The sequence below is a fragment of the Rhizobium sp. 25PS6 genome (assembly GCF_032464655.1).
Lineage (GTDB): Bacteria > Pseudomonadota > Alphaproteobacteria > Rhizobiales > Rhizobiaceae > Rhizobium > Rhizobium laguerreae.
In genome coordinates, this window is sequence record NZ_JAWDIV010000008.1 from 154462 (window position 1) to 175836 (window position 21375).

Below are 21375 nucleotides of genomic sequence, written 5' to 3' on the forward strand. Positions count from 1 at the left end.
GCTCCGCCCCGACGCGGAGATGAGGAGGAGATAGCAGTCATGACTTCGATCCGCTTTGCGCTTAACCATATGGCCGCACCGTCGCTTGCCATCGACGATTTTTTCGCACTGGCCAGATCGCTCGGCATCGATGCCGTCGAGATCCGCAACGACCTTTCCGGCAATGCCATCCTTGACGGCACCAAACCCGAGGTGATCAGGCAAGCGGCCGCCCGCCATGGGGTGACGATCATCTCGATCAACGCCCTGCAGCGCTTCAATGAGTGGAACGCGACAAGAGCCGCGGAAGCGCAGGAGCTGATCGATTATGCCAGCGCGTCGGGCGCCAAGGCGCTCGTCCTCGTTCCGAAAAACGACGGCACCGGCTGCGCCGATGGCGAACGGCAGGCCAATCTGCGTCAGTCTCTGATTGCGCTGAAGCCGATGCTGGAGGAAGCCGGCATAATCGGTCTCGTCGAGCCGCTCGGTTTCGAGATCTGCTCGCTGCGCTCGAAGACCGAGGCGGCCGACGCGATCGAGGAACTCAGCGCGAAGTCGACCTTCAGGCTCGTCCACGATACCTTCCACCATCACCTTGCCGGCGAAGCCGCGACCTTTCCTGATCTGACCGGCCTCGTACACATCTCCGGCGTCGACGACCCGGCTGTTTCCGTTGCCGATATGCGCGATTCCCACCGTGTTCTGGTCAATGCCGACGACCTGCTCGACGATGCCGGGCAGGTCAGGGCGCTGCTGCAGGCGGGGTATACCGGCCCGTTCTCCTTCGAGCCCTTTGCGGCGGAGGTGCATGCGCTGAAGGATCCAGCCGGCGCGCTGCGCGCCAGCATGGAGTATCTGACAGCGCGGGTCTAAAAGCCGCGTGGTCGCTTGACGCTATTCTCTGCCTCTGAACCGGCGCTGATAGGCCGGATCATAGAGCGAGCTTTCGCGGAAATCTTCCACTGCCAGCGATGGGCCAACGAAGATGATCGCTGTGCGTTCGATCGGTTCGGCTGCAACCTTTGCTTCGATATCGGCGAGCGTGCCGTGCAGGATGCGCTCGTCCGGCCAGGACGCCTTGGCGACGATCGCGACAGGGCAGTCGACGCCGTAAAGCGGCGTCAACTCTTCGACCACTTGCTTCAGCGCGTGGATTGCCAGATGGATCGCCAGCGTGGCGCCCGTCGCGCCGAACTTCGCCAGGGTCTCGTCGTTCGGCATCGGTGACGCGCGGCCGGATACGCGGGTGAGCACCAGGCTTTGGGCCACGGCCGGGATCGTCAGCTCTCGGCCGAGCGCCGAGGCCGCAGCGGCAAAGGCTGGAACACCAGGCGTCATCGTATAGTCTATGCCATGCTTTTGAAGCCGGCGCACCTGCTCGGCGACCGCACTCCAGACCGAGAGATCGCCGGAATGCAGCCGGGCGACATCCTGGCCGGCGGCCGCGGCGCGAAGATATTCTGCCTCGATTTCGTCGAGCGACATCGGCGCCGTATCGACGATACGCGCACCCGGCGGACAATATTGCAGCAGTTCGGGCGAGACGATCGAGCCGGCATAAAGGCAGATAGGGCATTGGGTGATCAGATCGCGGCCACGCACCGTGATCAGATCCGCAGCACCTGGCCCCGCGCCGATGAAATGCACCGTCATCTCGTCATCCTTTCGTCCAGCGCCACTGCGTTACCGGCATTGCCGGGCGCCAGCCGGTCATGCCGCCGACGGGTTGGGCGCGCGATATTTCGATCCGCGTGAGAAGGCCGCCGCGTTTGCCATGTTCGGCGAGCAGCACCGCTTCCATTTCCAGCGTCACGGCATTGGCGACGAGCCGCCCTCCCCGCTTCAGCGCGGCAATCGCAGCATCGATAACACCAGGCTCGCTACCGCCGCCGCCGAGGAAGATCACATCCGGCTCCGGCAGGCCATTCAGCGCATCGGGCGCCATACCTTCAATGACGGCGAGATGCGGCACGCCGAAGGCGGACGCGTTGCGGGCGATACGTGCGGCCCGTTCCGGCGACTGTTCGACGGCGATTGCCTTCAGGCTGGGATCGACCAGCATCCATTCGATGCCGATCGAGCCCGAGCCCGCGCCGATATCCCAGAGCAGTTCGCCGTGACGCGGCGCGAGCGCCGAAAGCGTCATCGCCCGGATTTCGCGTTTGGTGATCTGTCCGTCGTGCTCGAACAGCTCGTCTTCGAGCCCCGCGGCAAAAGGCAGGATGCGAGCCCCCTCCCCTGCCGCGATATCGAGTGCGCAGACGTTCAGCGGATCGATGTCCAGCAGGTTGAAATCCGTCGCGGGGGCACTTCTCTGCCGTTCCCGAACGCCGCCAAGCGCCTCAAGCACGGTAAGCCTTGACTGACCGAATCCGCCAGCAGTCAGCAGGGCAGCCAGATCGCCGGGCCCCTTCTCGTCCGAGGTCAGCGCGATGATGCGCCGTCCGGCGTGCAGATGCGGCCGGATCAGATCGATCGGCCGTCCATGCAGCGAAATCGTCGCGACGTCCTGCAGCGGCCAGCCAAGGCGGGAGGCGGCAAGGCTGAAGGCCGAGGGTGCGGGGATGGTGTGCATCTCGTCCGCCGCCACGTAGCGGGAGAGCGTTGCGCCGACGCCATAGAGGAAGGGATCGCCAGAGGCAAGCACGACAACAGGCGTGCCGCGCCTTTCGAGGATAGCCTCGACCGAGCGCTCGAACGGGCTCTGCCAGGAAAACCTTTCGCCTGTGATCAGCGACGCGGCAAGCGCGTGGTGCCGCGCGCCGCCGAAGACGGCGGGTGCGGTCGCAATCAGCCTCTTTGCCTCCTCGCCCAGCCCTTCTGGACCATCTTCGCCGATGCCGATAATAGTCAGCCAGCGCTGGCCGGAAGCAGGAGAGACATCAGACATGGTAAGACCCCGCATCTTGATCCTCGGCGGCACCAGCGAGGCGCGGCTGCTGGCCGAGGCGCTGGCGGCGCGTGATGATTGCGATGTTTTGTTGTCGCTTGCCGGCCGCACCGAAAAACCGGCCGCGCAGCCTGTTCCGGTTCGTATCGGTGGTTTCGGCGGCGCTGCCGCACTTGCCGATTTCCTGAAGGCCGGCGGATATGACCTGTTGATCGACGCCACGCACCCCTTCGCCGAGCGCATTTCGGCCAACGCCGCTTTTGCGGCCGAAACCTCCGGCATTGCCGCGATCGCTCTGCGCCGTCCCGAATGGCAACGCGTGGCCGGCGATCGCTGGCGGGACGTGCGGAGCATTCCGGCTGCCATCGAAGCGCTCGGCCCCTCCCCTCGCCATGTCTTCCTGGCGACGGGCCGGCAGGGTGCCCATCATGCGGAAGCCGCACCGCAACATCACTACCTCGTTCGCAGCGTCGATCCCGTCGAACCGCAGGTTGCGCTTGATAATGTCGACTATGTCCTTGATCGGGGTCCGTTCACGCTGGAAGGTGAACGCGATCTGCTGAGGCAGCACGACATCGACGTCATCGTCGCCAAGAACAGCGGCGGTGCGGCCACTTATGCGAAGATCGAGGCAGCCCGCCTGCTCGGCATCGAGGTGATGATGGTGGCGCGCGCGTCGGCCCCGATCGTCAAGGCGGTCGACACTGTCGAGGCGGCGCTGGCAGTGATCGATCACCTGTTTCCCCCCGCCATGAAACGCGGTGTATAGACGAGGTCCAGTCTTCCTGGTCGTGTGATGATGCGTGTCTCGGCGGAGCCGATGATGATGCAGGTCGCCATATCGGCAATCGACGCATCTGCCTGCGCCAGCTGCTGGACGGCGATGCGTTCGTCCGGCCGCCCGGCCGCCCGCCCGAAAATAACCGGTGTTGCTGCAGGCAGATGGTCGCGCAACAGCTTAAAGGCTTCGCCGAGCTGCCAGGGCCGCGCCCGGCTGATCGGATTATAAAGCGCGATGACAAAACCTGCCTTTGCCGCCAATGCAAGACGGTTTTCTATTATATTCCAGGGCTTTAGATTGTCAGACAGCGATATGGCGCAGAAATCATGGCCAAGTGGAGCGCCTGCTCTTGCCGCCACTGCCAGCATCGCCGTGATGCCGGGCAGGATGATGAGATCGACCGCGCGCCAGGCGGCCGGCCCGTTCTCGATCGCCTCGCAAACCGCGGCCGCCATGGCGAAGACGCCGGGGTCGCCGCCGGAGACGACGCAGACCTTGGCGCCATCCGCTGCCATGGCGAGCGCTGCCCCTGCCCTGTCGAGCTCCTCGCGATTGTCCGAGGCATGCCGCAGTTGATCGTGGCGGAGCTCCAGCCTGTCGAGATATGGTCCGTAGCCGAAGAAATCCGTCGCCGCATCGACGGCGGCCAGCGCCTCCGGCGTCATCTGCTCGGGGTTGCCGGGACCGGTGCCGATCACGTAAAGCCTGCCGCTCATCGGCTGCCCTCCCAGCCCGGCACCAGCACGAGCGAAAAATACGGCGCATCGCCGTCGGTCCTGTCGGCAAGCTTTTCCATCGCCGCATTCGCCATGGTGCCGCGTTCGACATAGACGGCTTCCGCAAGCCGGCCGGCGGCCGCCAGCGCCCGGCGGATCTTCGGCAGATTACGGCCCACCTTCATGATGACGGCGGCTTGCGTATCGGCAAGTCGCCGCGTCAGCTCGGTCTCGGCCATCGTACCGGGCAGTACGGTAAGCACGTCGTCGCCCTGGACGATCGGCATGCCCGCCAGCGACCAGCAGCCCGACATGGCGCTGATGCCCGGGATCACTTCCGTCGGGTAGCGTTGGGAAAGCCTGACATGCAGGTGCATATAGGAGCCGTAGAAGAGCGGATCACCTTCGCTGAGAACGGCGACGCTCAGCCCGGCATCGAGATGCCCGGCAACAGCTTTGGCAGACAGATCGTAGAATTGGGTGATGAGCCTCTGATAGCGTTCGTCGTTCTTGTCGATTTCGGTCGTCACGGGATAATAGAGCGGCAGCAGCGTCACCCCGGTTTTCAGCAGCGGCTCGACGATCGCCTTGCCGTTGCCGCCCCTGCCCTGCTTGGCGAAATAGGCGATCACATCAGCGCCTTCGATGGCGCGCACGGCTTTGAGGGTAAGGAGCTCCGGATCGCCCGGACCCGTGCCGACGCCGATGAGACGGCCGCTTGTCGTCATAGGCCCGGCCTCGCCAATGCATTGATGGCGGCTGCCGTCATGGCGCTGCCGCCGAGCCGGCCGCGGACGATGGCAAATGGTACGCCGTAGGAATTTCCCGCCAATGCATCCTTCGATTCCGCCGCGCCGACGAAGCCCACGGGCATGCCGAGGATCGCCGCGGGTTTCGGGGCGCCGTCGCGCAGGAGTTCGAGCAGATGGAAGAGCGCTGTCGGTGCATTGCCGATCGCGACAACGCTTCCACCGAGCCGATCGAGCCAGAGATGCATGGCGGCGGCCGAGCGCGTATTGCCGGTCTCGCGTGCAAGCTCGGGTGTCGCGCGATCGCGTAGCGTGCAGATCACCTCATTCTGCGTCGGTAGCCGCGCCCGGGTCACGCCCTGGGATACCATCTCCGCATCGCAGAAGATCGGTGCGCCACCCTTCAGCGCGCCGCGCGCTGCGCTGACGAAATCGGCGGAAAAGACAAAATGCTCCGCCGCCTCGACCAGCCCGCACGCGTGGATCATGCGCACGGCGATTTCGGCTTGATCGTCGGTGAAGCGCGAAAGATCGGCCTCGGCACGGATAATCGCAAAGGAACGCTCGTAGATCGCATCGCCGCTGCGGATATAATCGTAGTCTGGCATTCCTATTCCTGTCGCAGCGCCTTCGAAACGCCGGTTGCGCCAAGCCGTGTAAGGCAGGCGGCGGTCGATTCGCCAGCGTCTTTGTTGTCTTCGATGGTCCGGGCGAGCCTCTCTATAGCGAAATCGATCCGACCGCCAGAGATCCGTTCGTCCGGCAGATCCGCAGCAAGCCCATTGAGAATGAGGCCATAACCCTCCGCCGAGCCCGTCAGGGTCAGTGCCGGCCGCGCATGAGCGCAGCCCTTAGGACAGCCGGACAGATGCAGTGTCAGCGAACCGTCGAAAAGGGCAGGTGCTACGGCAATGAGGCGGCGCGCCAGAGTTCGGGTCTCGTAGAAAGCGGAGCCGCAGGCGCCGGCGCCGGCACAGGCGGCAATATGCTCGGTATTCTCGCCGGGCTGGGTGCTGAAGCCAAGTCCGGCGGCGGCCACCTGCATAGCCGGCACTGTATCGGCGGAGAGCCCGATGACGAAAAAACCGCGACCGGGCGCAAGCCGGATGGCTGTAGCGCCACGGGCCTTTGCGAGATCGAGCAAAGCGACCAGATCGGACGCCCTGATCTGCCCGAATTCAGGCCGGACGCCGAGTATGGTTTTGCCGTCCTCAAGCCTGTGCGAGCCGGCAAGCGGCATCCCTGCCGCGCGGGGCGGAATGGATCGAATGCCATCCATTGCCGGAAAACGCGTCCGCAGAAGCGCCGGATCGATATCCCTTGCCCGCCTGCCCTGCCCGAGGGTCGCCAACAGGCTCAGAATTTCGCCGACCGCCGATATCGCCGCCTCCGCAGAACCGATCGCGACCGGCATTGCGGCTTCACCGTCGCCATTGATCGCGACCAGCCAATCTGCGCCGGATTGCGCGACGATACGGATATCGGCCGACAGTGCCGATAAGCCGAAGGCTCCACCGCCGTCGACGATAAGCGAGAGCTTCGGCGCGAGCCGCGGCGAGGCAAGCAGACCGTGGAGCGTACTGCGCAATGCCATTTCCATTGCCGCCGGATTGCTTATCTCTTCCGGGTCGATGCCGTGCAGCGGCGATGTCTCGATCGCCGGCCCGTCCGGCACGGTGATCCCGGCGACATCGATATCGGCCACGAGCTGTCCGACGGTCTCAGCCCGAAGGCCGCGGATCTGCAGATTGCCGCGGGCAGTGATTTCGAGAATACCGTTTCCATGGGCCGCGGCTGAGCGAGCAAGGCTTGCGAATTGCGACAGCGTCAACGCGCTGCCGGCCGGCCGCAGCCGGACCAGAAAACCGTCGCCGGTCGCCATGGGTGCGGCAAGGGCGGGGCAGGCGCCGCGTCTACGCATCGTCACCGCCGGGCGACCGTGCAGATCCGCCTCGCCTGTCCTGTCGCTCGCCTTTGCGGCCTTAATGCTCATTCTCGATCCTCTGGCCACTTCTTACATGATCGCAGCCGGCCCGGCAAAGCATGCTGGAAAGGCTTCAGACCGGCTATTCGTCGAAATCCCGTCCCTTGCGCAGGAGATAGATGTCCATGATCCAGCCGTGCCGCTGCCTGGCCTCGGCCCTGAGCCTCAGAATGTCGGTGGCGATATCGCCAAGTCGTCCTGATCTGACGATCTCATCCTTGGTACCGAGATAGGCGCCCCAGAAGATCTCGGCATCGGGATCGTCGATCTTCGCAAAAGCCTGTTCGCCGTCAAGCATGACGACGGTGCTGTCGGTCTGAAGCCCGTCCCGCGCCAGCCGGCGCCCTGTGGTGATTTCGATCGGTTTGCCGACGAGGTTGACCGGGACTCTGTGGCTGGCCGCCAAGGCTTGGATGCTGGTGATGCCGGGAATGACGCTGTAATCGAAATCCAGGCTGCCTTCCTGGCGCACGCGTTCGATGATGCGGATCGTGCTGTCGTAGAGACTGGGATCACCCCAGACGAGAAAGGCGCCGCTGCCATCATCCGGGAGACCGGAGATCAGCTCTCCATAGATGCGGGCAATCTCACCGTGCCAGGCGTCGACGCTCTGCCCATAGGTCTTGTCTGCCGTCTGCCTTTGCGGCACCGCGAATTCGGAAATCCTGCCGGCCGGCCGTGTGATATAGCGTTGGCAGATATCCCGCCGGATTTCGGCGAGTTCTTCCTTTCCGGCGATCTTGACCGGCAGGAAGACCACGTCGACCGCGTTCATTGCGTTGATCGCCTGTATGGTCAGGTGCTCCGGGTTGCCCGTGCCGATGCCGATGATATGGATATGCTTCAAGCGGATACTCCCCGTTGAGTCCTGGCGGTCTTGCCGAAAAAGCCCGCTCGTCGCAAGGGCCGAATAGGGAGTTGGCCGCGGCCAACCGGGCCTGTGGGTGGCATCTAAGCCCTGTTGTTGCTGCAAATCCCGAATCGTGTCACTTTCGATACGCTTTTTGACGCTAAGTTGACAGAAAAGCGCATCGAAAAGGATTGGGTGTTTTGGACAACATTAGCGTATCGACGACAGATGTACGGATCGAGCGGCATGCGAACCAGCTTTCGCGGCAACTGAAGCTCCTCCGCGACAAGCTGTTTCCGCCGCTCTCGCAAAAGACGCTACGAACATTCTCTTCCGGCGAGGCCGCCCAGATGATCGGCGTGTCGGACGGCTATCTTCGCCAGCTTTCACTGGATGGCAAGGGACCTCAGCCGGATCTTGCCCAGAATGGCCGGCGTTCCTACACGCTCGGCCAGATCAACGAATTGCGCCAGTATATGGCCAGGCTCAAGCCGAAGGACGCGCTTTCCTATCAGCCGTGGCGTCGCCCTGGCGAAAAGCTGCAGACGGTTGCCGTCACCAATTTCAAAGGCGGCTCGGCCAAAACAACGACGACGCTCTATCTGGCGCAGTATCTGGCGCTGGCGGGTTACCGGGTGCTTGCGATCGATCTCGATCCGCAGGCCTCGCTCTCTTCCATGCTCGGCGTTCAGCCCGAATTCGATCTTTCCGAAGGCGATACGCTCTATGGCGCAATTCGTTACGATGCGGGCCGCAAGCCGCTGAAGGAGATCGTTCGCAAGACCTATTTCGACGGGCTGGATCTCGTGCCGGGCAATCTAGAACTGATGGAGTTCGAGCATGAGACGCCACGGGCGCTGAACGACCGGCAGCGACCTGGCGAGCTGTTCTTCCGCCGCGTAGGCATCGCCATTGCCGAGGTCGAGGCCGATTACGACATCGTGGTGATCGACTGCCCGCCGCAGCTCGGTTACCTGACGCTTGGCGCTGTCTGCGCAGCAACATCGCTGCTCATCACCATTCATCCGCAGATGGTCGACGTCGCGTCCATGTCGCAGTTCCTGCTGATGACGTCGGATCTGCTTTCCGTCGTACGCAAGGCCGGCGGCGACCTGCAGCATGATTTCATCAAATATGTCGTCACGCGTCACGAACCCTTCGATGCGCCGCAGTCGCAGATCGTCGCGCTGTTGCGCGGCCTCTTCAGTGACGACGTATTGACGGCGACCATTCTCAAATCGACGGCGATTGCCGATGTCGGCCTGACCAAGCAGACGCTCTACGAGATCGAGAAGGGGCAGGTGCGCCGCTCGACCTATGACCGGGCGCTGGAATCGGTCAATGCCGCCAATAGTGAGGTTCTCGCCGGTATTCACAAAGCCTGGGGTCGAGCATGAGCAGACGCGATCGCCTGAAAGGTCTTTTCGACGATACGGCGCAGGAGTTGGCCGCGGCCAACTACGAGGAACCATCTTCGCGCGGATCGGCCGGGCCGGTTCGGACGATGGCGCTGACCCTTGGCCGCATGGAGGAAGAGAGTAGGGCGATGCAGGAGGCCTTGCTCTCCGGTGAACGCATCGTCGAGCTCGATCCCGATCTGATCGATTCCTCCTTCGTCCGCGACCGCCTTGCCGACCAGCCGCTCGATATGGAAGATGAGCTGGTGCAGTCGATTGCTGAGAACGGCCAGGAAGTGCCGATCCTCGTTCGCCGCCATCCCGATGATGAGGACCGCTACCAGATCGCCTACGGCCATCGCCGTCTGCAGGCGATCAAGCTGCTTGGGCTCAAGGTGCAGGCGATCGTCCGTAAGCTTGACGATACCGACGTCGTCATCGCGCAGGGCATCGAGAATTCGGCGCGTCGGAACCTTTCTTATATCGAGCGCGCGGTCTTTGCCCTCAATCTCGAGCTCAAGGGTTTTGAGCGTCCGGTCATCATGAAAGCGCTGTCGACGGATAAGACGGAGCTATCGAAGCTGATATCCGTCGCAAAAGCCATTCCCGCCGAGATCGTCAGGTCGGTCGGAGCCGCACCCGGCATCGGGCGGCGCCGTTGGATGGCGCTTGCGCAGGACTGGAATGGGATGACGGCCGCCCGGCTTGCTAAACTCATTGGCTCGGGAAGTTTCATGGCGGAAGAGAGCGACCGCCGTTTCGAGCTTTTGGTTGCCGAGCTCGCCAAGAAAGAGGCAAAGCCGGAAACCACGGAATATGACTGGAAGCCGAAGAGCGGCGGCAAGATTGCCGGCCGAATCAAGAGCGCCGGCAATTCCTTCACGATCGCGTTGAAGACCGGCGATGCGCCGGATTTCGGCGCTTACATTTCACGCCGTCTCGATGAGCTTTACGAAGCCTATCGGGCCGGCAGATTGCAAGCAGGAGAGTAGGCCGCAAAAGAAAAAAGCCTCCGAACGTTGCCGCCGCGGAAGCCTTTCTCATATCTGGACAATCTGAGAATCGCACTTCCTCGAATCACTGTCAAGCGTCTTCGGCATCCTTTTGGGTGGTAGGTTTCTTTTGCCTTGAAAAAAGGTGAGGGACATGGAGCCTCAATATGTATCGACGCCCTTTGGGCGGCGATCGATGACGCTTGGCATGCTGGCAAGCCAGGAAAGCGCCAGCAAGGTCGATCCGGACGCATCGGTCGACAAGTGGAAAATATTTCGTGCGCTCTGCGAAGCAAAGGACATGGTCGGCGTATCGGACCGTGCCCTGGCTGTTCTCAACGCGCTGTTGACCTTCTACCCGAAGAACGAGATTGCCGAGGCCAACGGTTTCGTCGTCTTCCCGTCGAACGAGCAGCTGTCGCTGCGCACGCATGGTATGGCCGGCACGACGCTGCGGCGGAACCTGGCGATGCTGGTGGATGCCGGCCTGATCATCCGGCGGGATAGCCCGAACGGGAAACGTTTTGCCCGCCGCAACGGCGAGGGCGGGCTTGGTGAGGCCTTTGGCTTCAGCCTGGCGCCGCTCCTGGTGCGCTCGCGCGAGATCGAGGCGCAGGCGGCTCAGGTCATGGCCGCCAAGCTCGAATGGAAGCGCCTGAGGGAGCGCCTGACACTTTGCCGGCGTGACATCACCAAGCTCATCGAGATCGCGCTGGAGGAGGAAATTGCCGGCGAATGGATCGACATGCAGAAGCATTTCAATCTGCTTTCCGCCAGCCTGCCGCGCCGCCCGTCGGCTGCCGAGATGGAAAGGCTGCTGGCCGATCTCGAAGCTTTCCGGGAGTTGATCGTCAAGACGCTGGAATCGAAGTCGAAAACAGAAAAAACAGACGCCAATGATAACCAAAGCGGTCGGCACATACATAATTCAAACCCAAACCCTATATCTGAACTTGAACCAGGCTTCGAACCGAAGCAGGGCGCAAAGCCGGAGGAAGAACCGCAGCCGTGGCGGGAGCCGCCGAAATCCTTCCCCCTTGCCATGGTGCTGCAAGCCTGCCCGGAGATCATCGCTTACGGACCGGGCGGCGGCATTGGCAGCTGGCGCGATCTGATGGCCGCGGCCGTCATCGTCCGTTCCACTCTTGGCGTCAGCCCCAGCGCCTATCAACTGGCCTGCGATGTCATGGGGCCGGAAAATGCGGCCACGGTGATCGCCTGCATTCTGGAAAGGGGCGGACATATCAACTCGGCCGGCGGCTACCTGCGCGACCTGACGCGGCGGGCGGAGCGCGGCGAGTTTTCGCTCGGACCGATGCTGATGGCGCTGATGCGGGCAAACGGTCCGGCGGCGAGGAAAACCGGATGAGCGGCTATGAAAAAGTTTCGCGCCAGCTGCGACGGGTAGAAGCATATGCGGCCGGTCGATCAGCCATCTTAACGGCTTTCCTTTCCGCAGTTTTGTTGAAAAACGCTGTTAACCATGTCATACATGGCGGAAGAAAACACGCGTTTTGCTTCCATTTGTGAAAAACCGTAAAGCTTAACAATGCGCTACGATATTGACGGCACGATGCTTCAAACCCTGCTTCCAGCGCTTGCCGCGGCGGAGGATGCGGTGGCGCGGCTGGACGAGCGAGTGTTGCGCTCGCCGGTCGGCCAGGGATTTGCCGAACGCAGCCATTTCTTCGACGCCGCCGGCGCGCTCTGGGTGGCGGGCGAACTGGTGCATGTCGAGGATCTCGTTTTGCATGATGCGCATATGGATAGCCGCGCTCCCACCCACGAACTGACGATCGCCCATTCCGTGCTGCGGGCACGTCGGCGCATCTGGACCGGCGAACCCTCCTGGGCACTCGGCGGCTCGGGCCTTGCGACGCTGACTGCGACCGGCGGGGAAGGGGAGGGGAAAGCGCAGAGCCCCGCAGTTCCGGCCGAGACCGACGAAGAGGGCGAGGATGAGGCCGGGCCGCTTGCTGCGGAAATGGCGGAGATCGATGCGCTTCTTGCCCGCTCGCAAAAGCTGCTCGATATCCATACGGGGAAAACGCCGGCAAGCGAGACGGCTGCCCTTACCCCGGCAAGGCGCAACGAAGATCCTCTCGGCTTGCTCGGTGACGACGAGTGGGACGAGGAACAGCGGCTTGCGGAGTGGCGAAGCGTCCAGCCATTGGCCGATAGCTGGCCGCCGGTGCTCGGCGCCATCATCCTCTTCGAAGCCTGGGAAAGAATCGAGCCATTGCGGCGGCAGCACTGGCTCGGCGGTCTTCTGGTCGCAAGCCATCTGCGCGCCCGCGGCAAGGTCGCCTCGCATCTCTTTTCTTTTTACGGCGGGCTGAAGCTGGTGCGCCATGAGCGTCGTCGGGCGCGCGATCGCATCACACGGCTGCAAGCCTTTCTGGAGGCGATGCATCTGGGTGCCGTGGCCGGCCTCAAGGAAATCGACCGCCTGTCGTTAGCACGCACGCAGATGGAGCTGCGCTTCCGCGGCCGCCGTTCCAACAGCAGCCTGCCGGAGCTTGCCGATTTCATCCTGTCGCGGCCAATGGTCTCGGCGGCGATGATCGCCCGTCATCTGCGCATCACGCCGCGCGGCGCGCTGAACCTCGTCAACGAGATCGGCATTCGTGAAATCACCGGCCGCGGCCGCTATCGCGCCTGGGGCATCATCTGAAACCGAAACGGCCGGGCGTTGGCCCGGCCGTTTCCTTTAGGTGAGCACCCAGTCCGCCATCCTGTCACAGACTGCAGACCAGGCGCTCTTGCGCTTCCATTGCCCCCAGAAGCGCAGTCCTATTCCCGCTCGCCGGTGAAGTTGAGCAGAAGCTGGAAGATGTTGACGAAGTTCAGGTAGAGCGAGAGCGCACCGAAGACGGCGAGCTTCTGGTTCGATTCCTGATCGTAGTTTTCCGAATACTGTTCCTTGATGTTCTGCGTGTCGTAGGCGGTGAGGCCGACGAAGACGGCGATGCCGATCACGGAGATCGCAAACTGCAGCGCGCTCGAACCCAGGAAGATGTTGACGACAGCGGCGATGATGACGCCGAAGAGGCCCATCATCAGGAACGAGCCCATGCGCGAGAGATCACGCTTCGTCGCATAGCCGTAGAGGCTGGTGGCGCCGAACATCGTCGCGGTGATGAAGAAGGTCCGCGCGATGCTCGCCCCGGTGAAGACCAGGAAGACGGAAGCGAGCGACAGGCCCATCACGGCGCAGAAGGCCCAGAAGGTGATCTGAGCGGTGCTGGCCGACATCGTCTGGATCTTGAACGAGAAGAAGAAGACGAAGGCGAGCGGGGCAAGCATCACCACCCACTTCAGCGGCGAGCCGAAGATTGGTACGTAAAGTGCCGGCGTCGAGCCGACGACAAAGGCGACGAGGCCTGTGATGACGAGGCCGAGAGCCATATAGTTGTAGACGCGCAGCATATGCTGGCGCAGGCCTTCGTCGAAGAGGGCTTGGGAGCCGGCGACGGCGCCGTAGCGGGGATTGATCGGGTTCATGCTGATCTCCTCGGTTTGAATTAATAGAGCGAGCGGGCGAGCCGTTCGGCCGCCTGGTCGAGATTAAGACCGCTATCGTCGGCGATCAGCGCATAGGCGACCTCGCCGATCTGCCAATAGGCGGCTTCTGCTTTTTCCAGCGTGAGATGACTGACCGGCTTGACCTCGAAGGCGCCCGGACGGACGGCGAAAAGCGACAGTTTCTTTCCATCTGATTGCTCGATCGCCATCTCGACGCTGGGGCCGAATTCGGACGGGAAGATCTGCACGTCGGCGACCTTCCAATCCCTAGGCAGCTCAGGCATCACGATCGCGGTGGCGGCGCGGATATCGTCGGCGCTATAGGTGGTCGGCGTCTGCGGAGGCATCGATTGGCGAAGTGCCGCGGTCTGATAGGCGCGGACGGCATCCTCGACATAGGCAGGTGCCGGAACGGATGCCACCACCTCGGTCGCCGAGAAGGCACCGAAGGAATTGTGCGCCACCCAGCCGGCGGCGACCAGAATACCGACAGCGGCAATGCGCTGCATGGAATGGAAGATGCGGCCATAGGAGAGGCCACGTTCCAGCCGGCGGGCGGCATCGCGGGTCTCGGGCCGGCCGAAGGCACTTTCGCCGGCAAGCGCCAGACGCAGTTCGCCCTTCATGCTGAGGTCGGCCATGACCTTGGCGGCAATCGCCGGGTTCTCGGAGAGATAGGATTCTACCTGGATGCGACGGGCGACGTCGAGCTCGCCATCCACATAGGCGTCGAGATCGGCATCGATGATCGGATCAACTGCTTTCATTGCCGTTCCCTCCGATTATTCTCAGATGCGAAACCCGCGGCGTCTTCTCCTCGAATTCGCGCAGTTGAGCGCGGGCGCGGGAAATGCGCGACATCAGCGTGCCCACAGGAATGCCAAGCGCCTGGGCGGCTTCCTGGTAGGAAAGGTCTTCGATCGCGACGAGATGCAGCGCCTCGCGCTGTTCCTCCGGCAGATCGAAGAAGGCGTCGCGAACCTGCTGCAGGCGCACGGCATGCTCCTGGCCGGCCGGCAGCGACTGCTCGGCTTCGACAGCCGCCTCGTCGTGACGGCGCGTCAGCGACCGGTTCTGGCGAAGACGATCGATATGGGCATTGTGCAGGATAGAGAGCAGCCAGGTGCGCAGGTTGCCGCCGCTGCGGAAGCTTTTCCGCTTTTCGAAGGCGCGCACCAGCGCATCATGCACCAGATCCTCCGCCTCGTCCGAATTGCGCACCAGCGAGCGAGCGTAGCGCCGCAGCGCTGCGAGCTGTCCGATGACATCGAAGGGGCGGTCTTTGCGTTCCATGATTGAGTATACGGAAATGCGGCGGATTTTATTCCCGGCGGGCGTAAAAAATCATGCGGGGCCGAAACCGTCGCCGGATCATCTCAAATATCCCTCGGGCGCCTTAAATCCGCGATTGTTTATGACAATTACATGACAGATCATAACGCCGCTGATTTGAGGGGGAAAATCAAGAATGAAGGAAAAGAAGCGAGTCTACGAAGCTCTCGTAGACGGCGCCATGGAAGGGCTGACCGATCAGGCGCTCTACGATTTCGTCAAGGCGCGTTGTCCGAAGGCCACCAGCAGGAAGATCGTCCGGGCCTCGCTTCTCGCCCTGACTGATCCTCATCTCAGGGACCGCAATATTCTCGACGTGATCTATGCGCTCGCGATCAAGCATCGGCTGGATGACGGCGTACTGGACGACAGCGAAGACGAGGGGCCTGACGAGCAACCTCAATCCTCACAGGCGGCCAACCAGAACATGCCCCAGCTTTCCTGATGCAGATCATCTGAAACGCGGCGCCTGCTCTCCTGAAATGATCAGCTGCCGTCCGAAAGCTCTTCGAGGATCGGACAGTCCGGCCTGTCGTTGCCGTGACAGGCATGCACGAGATGTTCCAGCGTGCGACGCAGTTCCGTCAGTTCGCGGATCTTGCGGTCGATCTCGGCAAGCTTGGTCTCAGCAATATCCTTGACGTCGGCGCTCGCCCGGTCCTTGTCCTCGTAGAGCGCCAGCAATTGCCTGCATTCCTCGACGGAAAAGCCGAGCCCGCGCGAGCGCTGCAGGAAGCGCAGTTTGTGGATGTCGGTTGCGGCATAGTCGCGATAGCCGTTTCCGCCCCTTTCGGGGCGGATGAGACCGATATCCTCGTAGTAGCGGATAGTCTTCGAAGGCAGGCCGGACCGGTCCGATGCTTCGCCGATATTCATCGCCGTCTCCTATAGTTTTGCAAAGCGCAGTCTCAGCGCATTTGATATCACCGAGACGGACGACAGGCTCATTGCCGCCGCCGCGATCATCGGCGAGAGCAGCAACCCGAAGATCGGATAGAGCATGCCGGCCGCAACCGGCACGCCGAGCGCATTATAGCCGAAGGCGAAGCCGAGATTCTGGCGGATGTTTTGCATCGTCGCCTCCGCCAGCCGCCGCGCCCTGACGATGCCGTTCAAATCGCCCTTTACCAATGTGATGCCGGCGCTTTCCATCGCGACGTCAGCGCCGGTACCCATGGCAATGCCGACATCGGCGGCGGCAAGCGCCGGCGCGTCGTTGACGCCGTCGCCGGCCATGGCGATGATGGCGCCCTTGGCACGCAACTCGTCGATCAGCGCCTTCTTGCCTTCCGGAAGGACATCGGCGCGCACCTCGTCGATGCCGAGGCTTTTTGCCACCGCGCGTGCCGTGCGCTCGTTGTCGCCCGTCGCCATGATGATCTTCAGACCGCTGTCGTGCAGCGCCTTAATGGCGGCTGCTGTCGTCGGCTTGATCCTGTCTGCAACGGCGACAAGGCCGGCAAGCGCTCCGTCGAACACCACGAACATCACCGTCTTGCCGTCGCCGCGCAGGGCTTCGGTCTTCTCGGCAAGTGCGGCCGGATCAATGCCGAGATCGGCGAGCATCGCCGCATTGCCGAGCGCCACTGTTGTACCGCCCGCAAGACCCTGAACGCCCTTGCCGGTCTTTGCCTCGAAGCCGGTGACTTCCACGAAGAGGACACCGCGCTCCTCGGCGCCGGAAACGATTGCTTCGGCCAGCGGATGTTCGGAGCCGCGCTCCAGGCTTGCCGCCAGCGACAACAGCCTGTTTTCCCCGATCCCGCCGAAGGCGACGATATCGGTAAGCTTCGGCTTGCCTTCGGTCAGCGTGCCGGTCTTGTCGACGATCAGCGTGTCGACCTTGGAAAAACGCTCCAGCGCTTCGGCGTCCTTGATCAGCACGCCTTCCCGTGCGCCGCGCCCGGTCGCGATCATGATCGACATCGGCGTTGCAAGGCCAAGTGCACAGGGGCAGGCGATGATGAGAACGGCAACGGCGGCAAGCAGCCCATTGGCCATGCTCGGCTCCGGGCCGATCGCGGCCCAGACGATGAAGGCAAGGATGGCGACGGCAACCACCGCCGGCACGAAGACGGCCGAGACCCGGTCGACCGCACCCTGGATCGGAGCCCGCGAGCGTTGCGCCTTGGCGACCATGTCGACGATACGCGACAGCACCGTGTCTGCGCCGACCTTCTCGGCGGCCATGACGAGGCTGCCGTTCTTGTTGATCGTGCCGCCGGTCAGGCTATCGCCCTTTGATTTCTCTACGGGCAGCGGTTCGCCCGACATCATCGATTCATCGACGGTGGACTGGCCTTCGAGGACGGAGCCATCCACCGGCACCCGCTCGCCGGGGCGCACGCGGAGGCGATCACCAGGCTGGATATCGTCCACCGGCACGTCGTTTTCGCTGCCCTCGGCATCGATGCGCCGCGCAGTCTTCGGCGCAAGATCGAGCAAAGCGCGGATTGCCGAGCCGGTGCGTTCACGCGCTTTCAATTCCAGCACCTGGCCGACAAAGACCAGCGCGACGATAACGGCTGCCGCCTCGAAATAGACTGGCACGGCCGCGCCATGGCCATGGAAGCTCATCGGGAAGATGCCGGGTACAAGCGTGGCGACGACGCTGTAGAGATAGGCGGTGCCGACGCCGAGACCGATCAGTGTCCACATGTTCGGGCTGCGGTTGACGAGGGACGCCCATGCGCGGCGGAAAAAGGGCAGGGCCGCCCAGAGCACCACCGGCGTTGCCAGCAGCAATTCGATGAATGTCGCCTGCGGCTCGCCGATCGCGTCCCGGAGCGGCAGGCCGAACATCGGTCCCATGCTGAGCGCCAGCAGCGGTATGGCGAGAATGGCGCTGATCCAGAGCCGCCTGACGAAATCGACGAGTTCCGGGTTTGGGCCTTCGTCAGCAGGCGGAATGCCCATCGGCTCTAACGCCATGCCGCATTTCGGGCAGTCGCCGGGACGATCGCTGACGACTTCAGGATGCATCGGGCAGGTATAAAGCGTACCCTTGGGTGCCGGTTTTGTCGCTGGTCGGCTGCCGTCGCGATAGGCCGCGGGGTCGGCTTCGAACTTCGCTTGGCAGGCGGCCGAGCAGAAATAGAATTTCTTACCTTCGTGCTTGAGGAAGTGTTTCGCCGTCGAGCGATCGACGGTCATGCCGCAGACGGGGTCCTTCGCGCTCAGGTAATCCTGCGGCGCAGCCGCAAATTTCGTCCGGCAGCCCTCGGAGCAGAAATGATAAATGCGGCCGTCATGGTAGAGCGAGGGTCTGCCGGCCTGCGGATCGACGGTCATGCCGCAGACAGGATCACGGATCATGGCGCTTACAGCCTTCTCCTGTTCATGGCCGCAATGGCAATGATCGTCGCCATCGGCGTGACTGTGATGGTGATCGTGTTCGTGCTTGATATCCATGACTATCTCCGGTGCCCGGAGCGGCACTTGGATAGGTTTATCAACCTTCCAGCGACTGGAAGGTCAAGCACTATTTTCATGGACTCGATTTTTGCGGCGGCTGATCTTCAGATCGGGGTGATCAGCCCGACCGGCTGGCTCCCGAGCAGTGTGGCGACCGAAATGCTGCCACCGGGCTCGATCGTCTTTCCGGTCACCAGATCGGCCTTCAGCCCGTGAAGCGGGGAGGGGACGGCAATCGCCGTATCCTCCCAGAATTCCGGACCGGCGAAGAGCACGCCTGGATCGAGCCAGCCGAACATCAGCCGCGGCGCCGCGATGATGGCGAAATCACCCTTATGCACCCGGGCAAAAGCAAGCACATGGTCGCGCCGGTTGCCCGTCACCTTCAGCGGCAGATAGTCGCCTCCAGCAAAGAGGTCTGCGTGCCGCTGGCGCAACTGCAGGCCGATCCCGACGAGGCGCTGCTTCAACGCTGCGGCCTGCAGCTTGGCGATCGGCCCGGCTTCATCAAGCCAGGCCGTCAGCCGCTGATGATCGACCGGCCGGCGGTTGTCGGGATCGACGAGGCTGAAATCGAAGCCCTCCGCACCCTGGTAGATATCGGGAATGCCGGGAGCCGTCAGCTTGAGCAGGGTCTGCGACAGGCTGTTGAGGTAACCCGCCGCGATGAAGGGCTGCAGCACCGTTTCGAAATCCTCGAGGAAGACGTCATTGTCAGGCGAGACCAGTGCCGCGGCATAGGTGGCGACCGCTTCCTCGTAGGCGGCATCCTGTTCCGTCCAGCCGCTGCGCAGTTTCGCCTCGCGCACCGACTTGACCGCGTAATCGGTGAAGCGTTCGCGGAGTTCTTCTGTCTGTGCTCTGTCGAAATCCTCCGGCCAGATGCCGGCCAGAGCCTGATAGAGCATCCATTCGACATTCGGCTCCGGCGCTGCGCCATCCGGCAGATCCTTCAACCACGGCCGGTTCATTTCGCGCCACCGCTCGACCGCCTGGGCAAAAACATCGGCGCCTTCGCTCAGGGCATAAAGCCTTGCCCGCGTATCCTCGCCGCGTTTGGTGTCGTGGGTGGCGCTTGCCGAAAGCCCATGCGGCTGCAGCCGCGCCCGCTCGGCCATGCGGCGGTGGAATTCTTCCGGGCCGCCTGGCGCCTTGCCCGGTTCGCCGCCGACTTCGTTTGCGGCAAGCAGCCTGTTATAGCGGTAAAACAACGTGTCCTCCGTCGCCTTCGCCATCACCGGCCCGCTCAATTGCTGGAAGCGGATACGGAAGTCGTGGGCCGCGTCACCTTCGACCTTGCCTTCGAGAAGCTTCAGCACATGGTCGCATGCTCGCCGGTCGTCGAGCTGCGCCATGGCTTGCGAGGCGGTCGCCGCAAGCACCGCTGAATCCTGCCAGGAAAGCGGACCGCCGTCGCCATAGGTGCGGTAGACGGGAAAGGCGATCAGCAGTTCGCTGAGGGCGGTAGCGATCTCGTCTCTTTTCACCTCGGGAAAGATGCCTGCCGCGATCGACACCAGCCTGTCGGTTTCGCCGGCGAAATTGCGTTCGACCATCAGTCGCTTGGCAATCCGCCGGCCCTCATCGAGATTGCCCGTTTCGCCGGCGATGCTGCGATAGGCATCGTCCAATATGCGCAGACCGCCGCCGTCGATGAACAGCTCGCTCAGTGCGGCGATGAATTCATATCCCGTGGTGCCGGCGACCGGCCAGCTCTCCGGCAGGACCTCACCGGCGCCAAGGATCTTTTCCACGACGATATAGGTGTCCGGTCCGGACGCCTCCCGCAGCCTGTCGAGATAGGCCCTGGGTTCGGCGAGCCCGTCGACATGGTCGATGCGCAAGCCCTCCACCTTGCCGTGGCGCACCAGCTCGATCACCAGCCGGTGCATGTCCTCGAACACGGGGGGATCTTCGACGCGGGTGCCGACCAGTCCGGTCACCTCGAAAAAGCGGCGATAGCTCAGATGTCGTGCCGCCTCCTTCCAATGGGTCAGCCGCCAATGCTGTGCCTCATGTAGGCTTCTGATGAAATCGCGATCTAAGGAGGCGTCTTTGAGTTTGTGCCGGAGCATGGCCCGATCGCCGCCCTCGAAGAGGATATCACGCATCGCGCGGTTGAAATCCTCGCCGGAGATCGCGGCCGCAGCCTCCGCCATTCTGGTGGCGACTGGATCGTCGAGCCGGTTTGCAATCGCCCCGTAACTCCCGGGGTTCAGCGGCAACAGCGTTTCGAAATAACCGAAGGCGAAATTGCCGTGCGTTTCGTCGAGTGCGATGCGCAGTTCGCCGTTGGCCAGTGCTCCCTCGAAATCCTGGCCGAGCTGCGGCAGGGTCAGCGGCTCGCTCCAGTCGATGTCGAAATGACTGAAATAGGCGCTTTGCCGGCCAAATGTCAGCACGTCGCGCCACCAGCCGTTTTCCGGCGAGGCCGCCATGTGGTTCGGAACGATGTCGAGGATCAACCCCATGCCTGCGGAGGCGAGGCTTTCCGCCAGCCGTTCGAATCCTGCCCGGCCGCCGAGCGCCGGGTCGATCTCGTTGGCGTCTGTCACGTCATAGCCGTGGGTCGAGCCGCTGACGGCGGTGAAGATCGGAGAGGCGTAGAGGTGGCTGATGCCGAGCGTCTTCAGGTAGGGGACGAGGTCGCAGGCGCGATCGAAGGTCATGCCGTTGCGGAATTGTATCCGGTAGGTCGCTGTCGGAAGTGTCATGGGGCCGTCTGACGTTGGAAGGAGATTGTCCCCAACGGTTGCAGCGCGGCTT

At 62.8% G+C, this 21375-nt stretch carries 21 protein-coding genes; 8 read left to right on the plus strand and 13 right to left on the minus strand.

The features are described 5' to 3' along the window. Positions 1–39 precede the first annotated feature (39 nt). Positions 40–852, plus strand: a complete 813-nt coding sequence (locus RWK44_RS13665; protein WP_316028938.1) for a TIM barrel protein — start codon at positions 40–42, stop codon at positions 850–852. A gap of 21 nt (positions 853–873) precedes the next feature. On the opposite strand, the gene cobM is transcribed toward RWK44_RS13665, so the two are convergent. Continuing rightward, the gene (cobM, locus tag RWK44_RS13670; protein WP_316028939.1) at positions 874–1632 is read right to left on the minus strand and encodes a precorrin-4 C(11)-methyltransferase; all 759 of its coding nucleotides are present in this window, start codon (positions 1630–1632) and stop codon (positions 874–876) included. A 4-nt stretch (positions 1633–1636) separates the two neighbouring features. Then, entirely contained in the window at positions 1637–2869 is a 1233-nt protein-coding gene (gene cbiE, locus RWK44_RS13675; RefSeq protein WP_221951118.1) for a precorrin-6y C5,15-methyltransferase (decarboxylating) subunit CbiE, read from the minus strand. Here cbiE and RWK44_RS13680 point away from each other — a divergent pair. After that, a complete protein-coding gene (locus RWK44_RS13680) occupies positions 2868–3638 on the plus strand; it encodes a cobalt-precorrin-6A reductase (protein WP_316028940.1) in 771 nt (256 codons plus the stop codon). The genes cbiE and RWK44_RS13680 overlap by 2 nt on opposite strands. On the opposite strand, the gene RWK44_RS13685 is transcribed toward RWK44_RS13680, so the two are convergent. The 5 genes from RWK44_RS13685 to cobF all read right to left on the minus strand — a co-directional run bounded on the left by RWK44_RS13685 (position 3602) and on the right by cobF (position 7946). Beyond that, positions 3602–4366 (minus strand): precorrin-3B C(17)-methyltransferase, encoded by a 765-nt coding sequence (locus tag RWK44_RS13685; RefSeq protein ID WP_316028941.1) that lies wholly within the window; start codon positions 4364–4366, stop codon positions 3602–3604. The two genes, RWK44_RS13680 and RWK44_RS13685, sit on opposite strands and share 37 nt — an antisense overlap. Beyond that, positions 4363–5094 carry a precorrin-2 C(20)-methyltransferase gene (locus tag RWK44_RS13690; protein ID WP_131661582.1) on the minus strand — a complete coding sequence of 244 codons (732 nt, stop codon included), beginning with the start codon at positions 5092–5094 and terminating at the stop codon, positions 4363–4365. Before RWK44_RS13690 ends, RWK44_RS13685 begins: the two co-directional genes overlap by 4 nt. After that, positions 5091–5723, minus strand: a complete 633-nt coding sequence (locus RWK44_RS13695) for a precorrin-8X methylmutase (RefSeq protein ID WP_316028942.1) — start codon at positions 5721–5723, stop codon at positions 5091–5093. Before RWK44_RS13695 ends, RWK44_RS13690 begins: the two co-directional genes overlap by 4 nt. A gap of 2 nt (positions 5724–5725) precedes the next feature. Then, positions 5726–7108, minus strand: a complete 1383-nt coding sequence (cobG, locus tag RWK44_RS13700; RefSeq protein WP_316028943.1) for a precorrin-3B synthase — start codon at positions 7106–7108, stop codon at positions 5726–5728. A gap of 73 nt (positions 7109–7181) precedes the next feature. Then, a complete protein-coding gene (gene cobF, locus RWK44_RS13705) occupies positions 7182–7946 on the minus strand; it encodes a precorrin-6A synthase (deacetylating) (protein ID WP_316028944.1) in 765 nt (254 codons plus the stop codon). A 203-nt stretch (positions 7947–8149) separates the two neighbouring features. Between cobF and repA the strand changes: the two genes are divergently transcribed. The 5 genes from repA (at position 8150) to RWK44_RS13730 (ending at position 13012) form a co-directional block, all read left to right on the plus strand. Beyond that, entirely contained in the window at positions 8150–9346 is a 1197-nt protein-coding gene (repA, locus tag RWK44_RS13710) for a plasmid partitioning protein RepA (protein WP_316028945.1), read from the plus strand. Beyond that, on the plus strand, positions 9343–10338 hold the full coding sequence (repB, locus tag RWK44_RS13715; RefSeq protein ID WP_316028946.1) for a plasmid partitioning protein RepB: 996 nt from the start codon (positions 9343–9345) through the stop codon (positions 10336–10338). Before repA ends, repB begins: the two co-directional genes overlap by 4 nt. 154 nt (positions 10339–10492) lie before the next feature. Then, the gene (repC, locus tag RWK44_RS13720) at positions 10493–11707 is read left to right on the plus strand and encodes a plasmid replication protein RepC (RefSeq protein WP_316028947.1); all 1215 of its coding nucleotides are present in this window, start codon (positions 10493–10495) and stop codon (positions 11705–11707) included. Further along, the gene (locus RWK44_RS13725; RefSeq protein WP_316028948.1) at positions 11704–11868 is read left to right on the plus strand and encodes a hypothetical protein; all 165 of its coding nucleotides are present in this window, start codon (positions 11704–11706) and stop codon (positions 11866–11868) included. The genes repC and RWK44_RS13725 overlap by 4 nt, the downstream gene beginning before the upstream one ends. Before the next feature lie 19 nt (positions 11869–11887). Next, positions 11888–13012: an RHE_PE00001 family protein gene (locus RWK44_RS13730; RefSeq protein WP_316028949.1), complete on the plus strand. Its 1125-nt coding sequence runs from the start codon at positions 11888–11890 to the stop codon at positions 13010–13012. A 119-nt stretch (positions 13013–13131) separates the two neighbouring features. On the opposite strand, the gene RWK44_RS13735 is transcribed toward RWK44_RS13730, so the two are convergent. From RWK44_RS13735 to RWK44_RS13745, 3 genes are read right to left on the minus strand one after another with little or no spacing between them, the layout of a single operon-like run. Continuing rightward, entirely contained in the window at positions 13132–13842 is a 711-nt protein-coding gene (locus tag RWK44_RS13735; protein ID WP_316028950.1) for a Bax inhibitor-1/YccA family protein, read from the minus strand. 20 nt (positions 13843–13862) lie between these two features. Then, positions 13863–14630, minus strand: a complete 768-nt coding sequence (locus RWK44_RS13740; protein WP_222415519.1) for an anti-sigma factor family protein — start codon at positions 14628–14630, stop codon at positions 13863–13865. Next, on the minus strand, positions 14617–15156 hold the full coding sequence (locus tag RWK44_RS13745; protein ID WP_020052884.1) for a sigma-70 family RNA polymerase sigma factor: 540 nt from the start codon (positions 15154–15156) through the stop codon (positions 14617–14619). Before RWK44_RS13745 ends, RWK44_RS13740 begins: the two co-directional genes overlap by 14 nt. A 175-nt stretch (positions 15157–15331) precedes the next feature. On the opposite strand from RWK44_RS13745, the gene RWK44_RS13750 reads away from it, so the two are divergent. Beyond that, positions 15332–15640: a hypothetical protein gene (locus tag RWK44_RS13750; protein ID WP_131662451.1), complete on the plus strand. Its 309-nt coding sequence runs from the start codon at positions 15332–15334 to the stop codon at positions 15638–15640. A gap of 41 nt (positions 15641–15681) precedes the next feature. On the opposite strand, the gene cueR is transcribed toward RWK44_RS13750, so the two are convergent. The 3 genes from cueR to treY form a co-directional block, all read right to left on the minus strand. Continuing rightward, entirely contained in the window at positions 15682–16071 is a 390-nt protein-coding gene (gene cueR / locus RWK44_RS13755) for a Cu(I)-responsive transcriptional regulator (protein ID WP_020052886.1), read from the minus strand. Between the two features lie 9 nt (positions 16072–16080). Then, a complete protein-coding gene (locus RWK44_RS13760) occupies positions 16081–18606 on the minus strand; it encodes a heavy metal translocating P-type ATPase (RefSeq protein WP_131662450.1) in 2526 nt (841 codons plus the stop codon). Positions 18607–18713: 107 nt separating this feature from the next. Further along, on the minus strand, positions 18714–21323 hold the full coding sequence (gene treY, locus RWK44_RS13765) for a malto-oligosyltrehalose synthase (protein ID WP_316028951.1): 2610 nt from the start codon (positions 21321–21323) through the stop codon (positions 18714–18716). Positions 21324–21375: the final 52 nt, after the last annotated feature.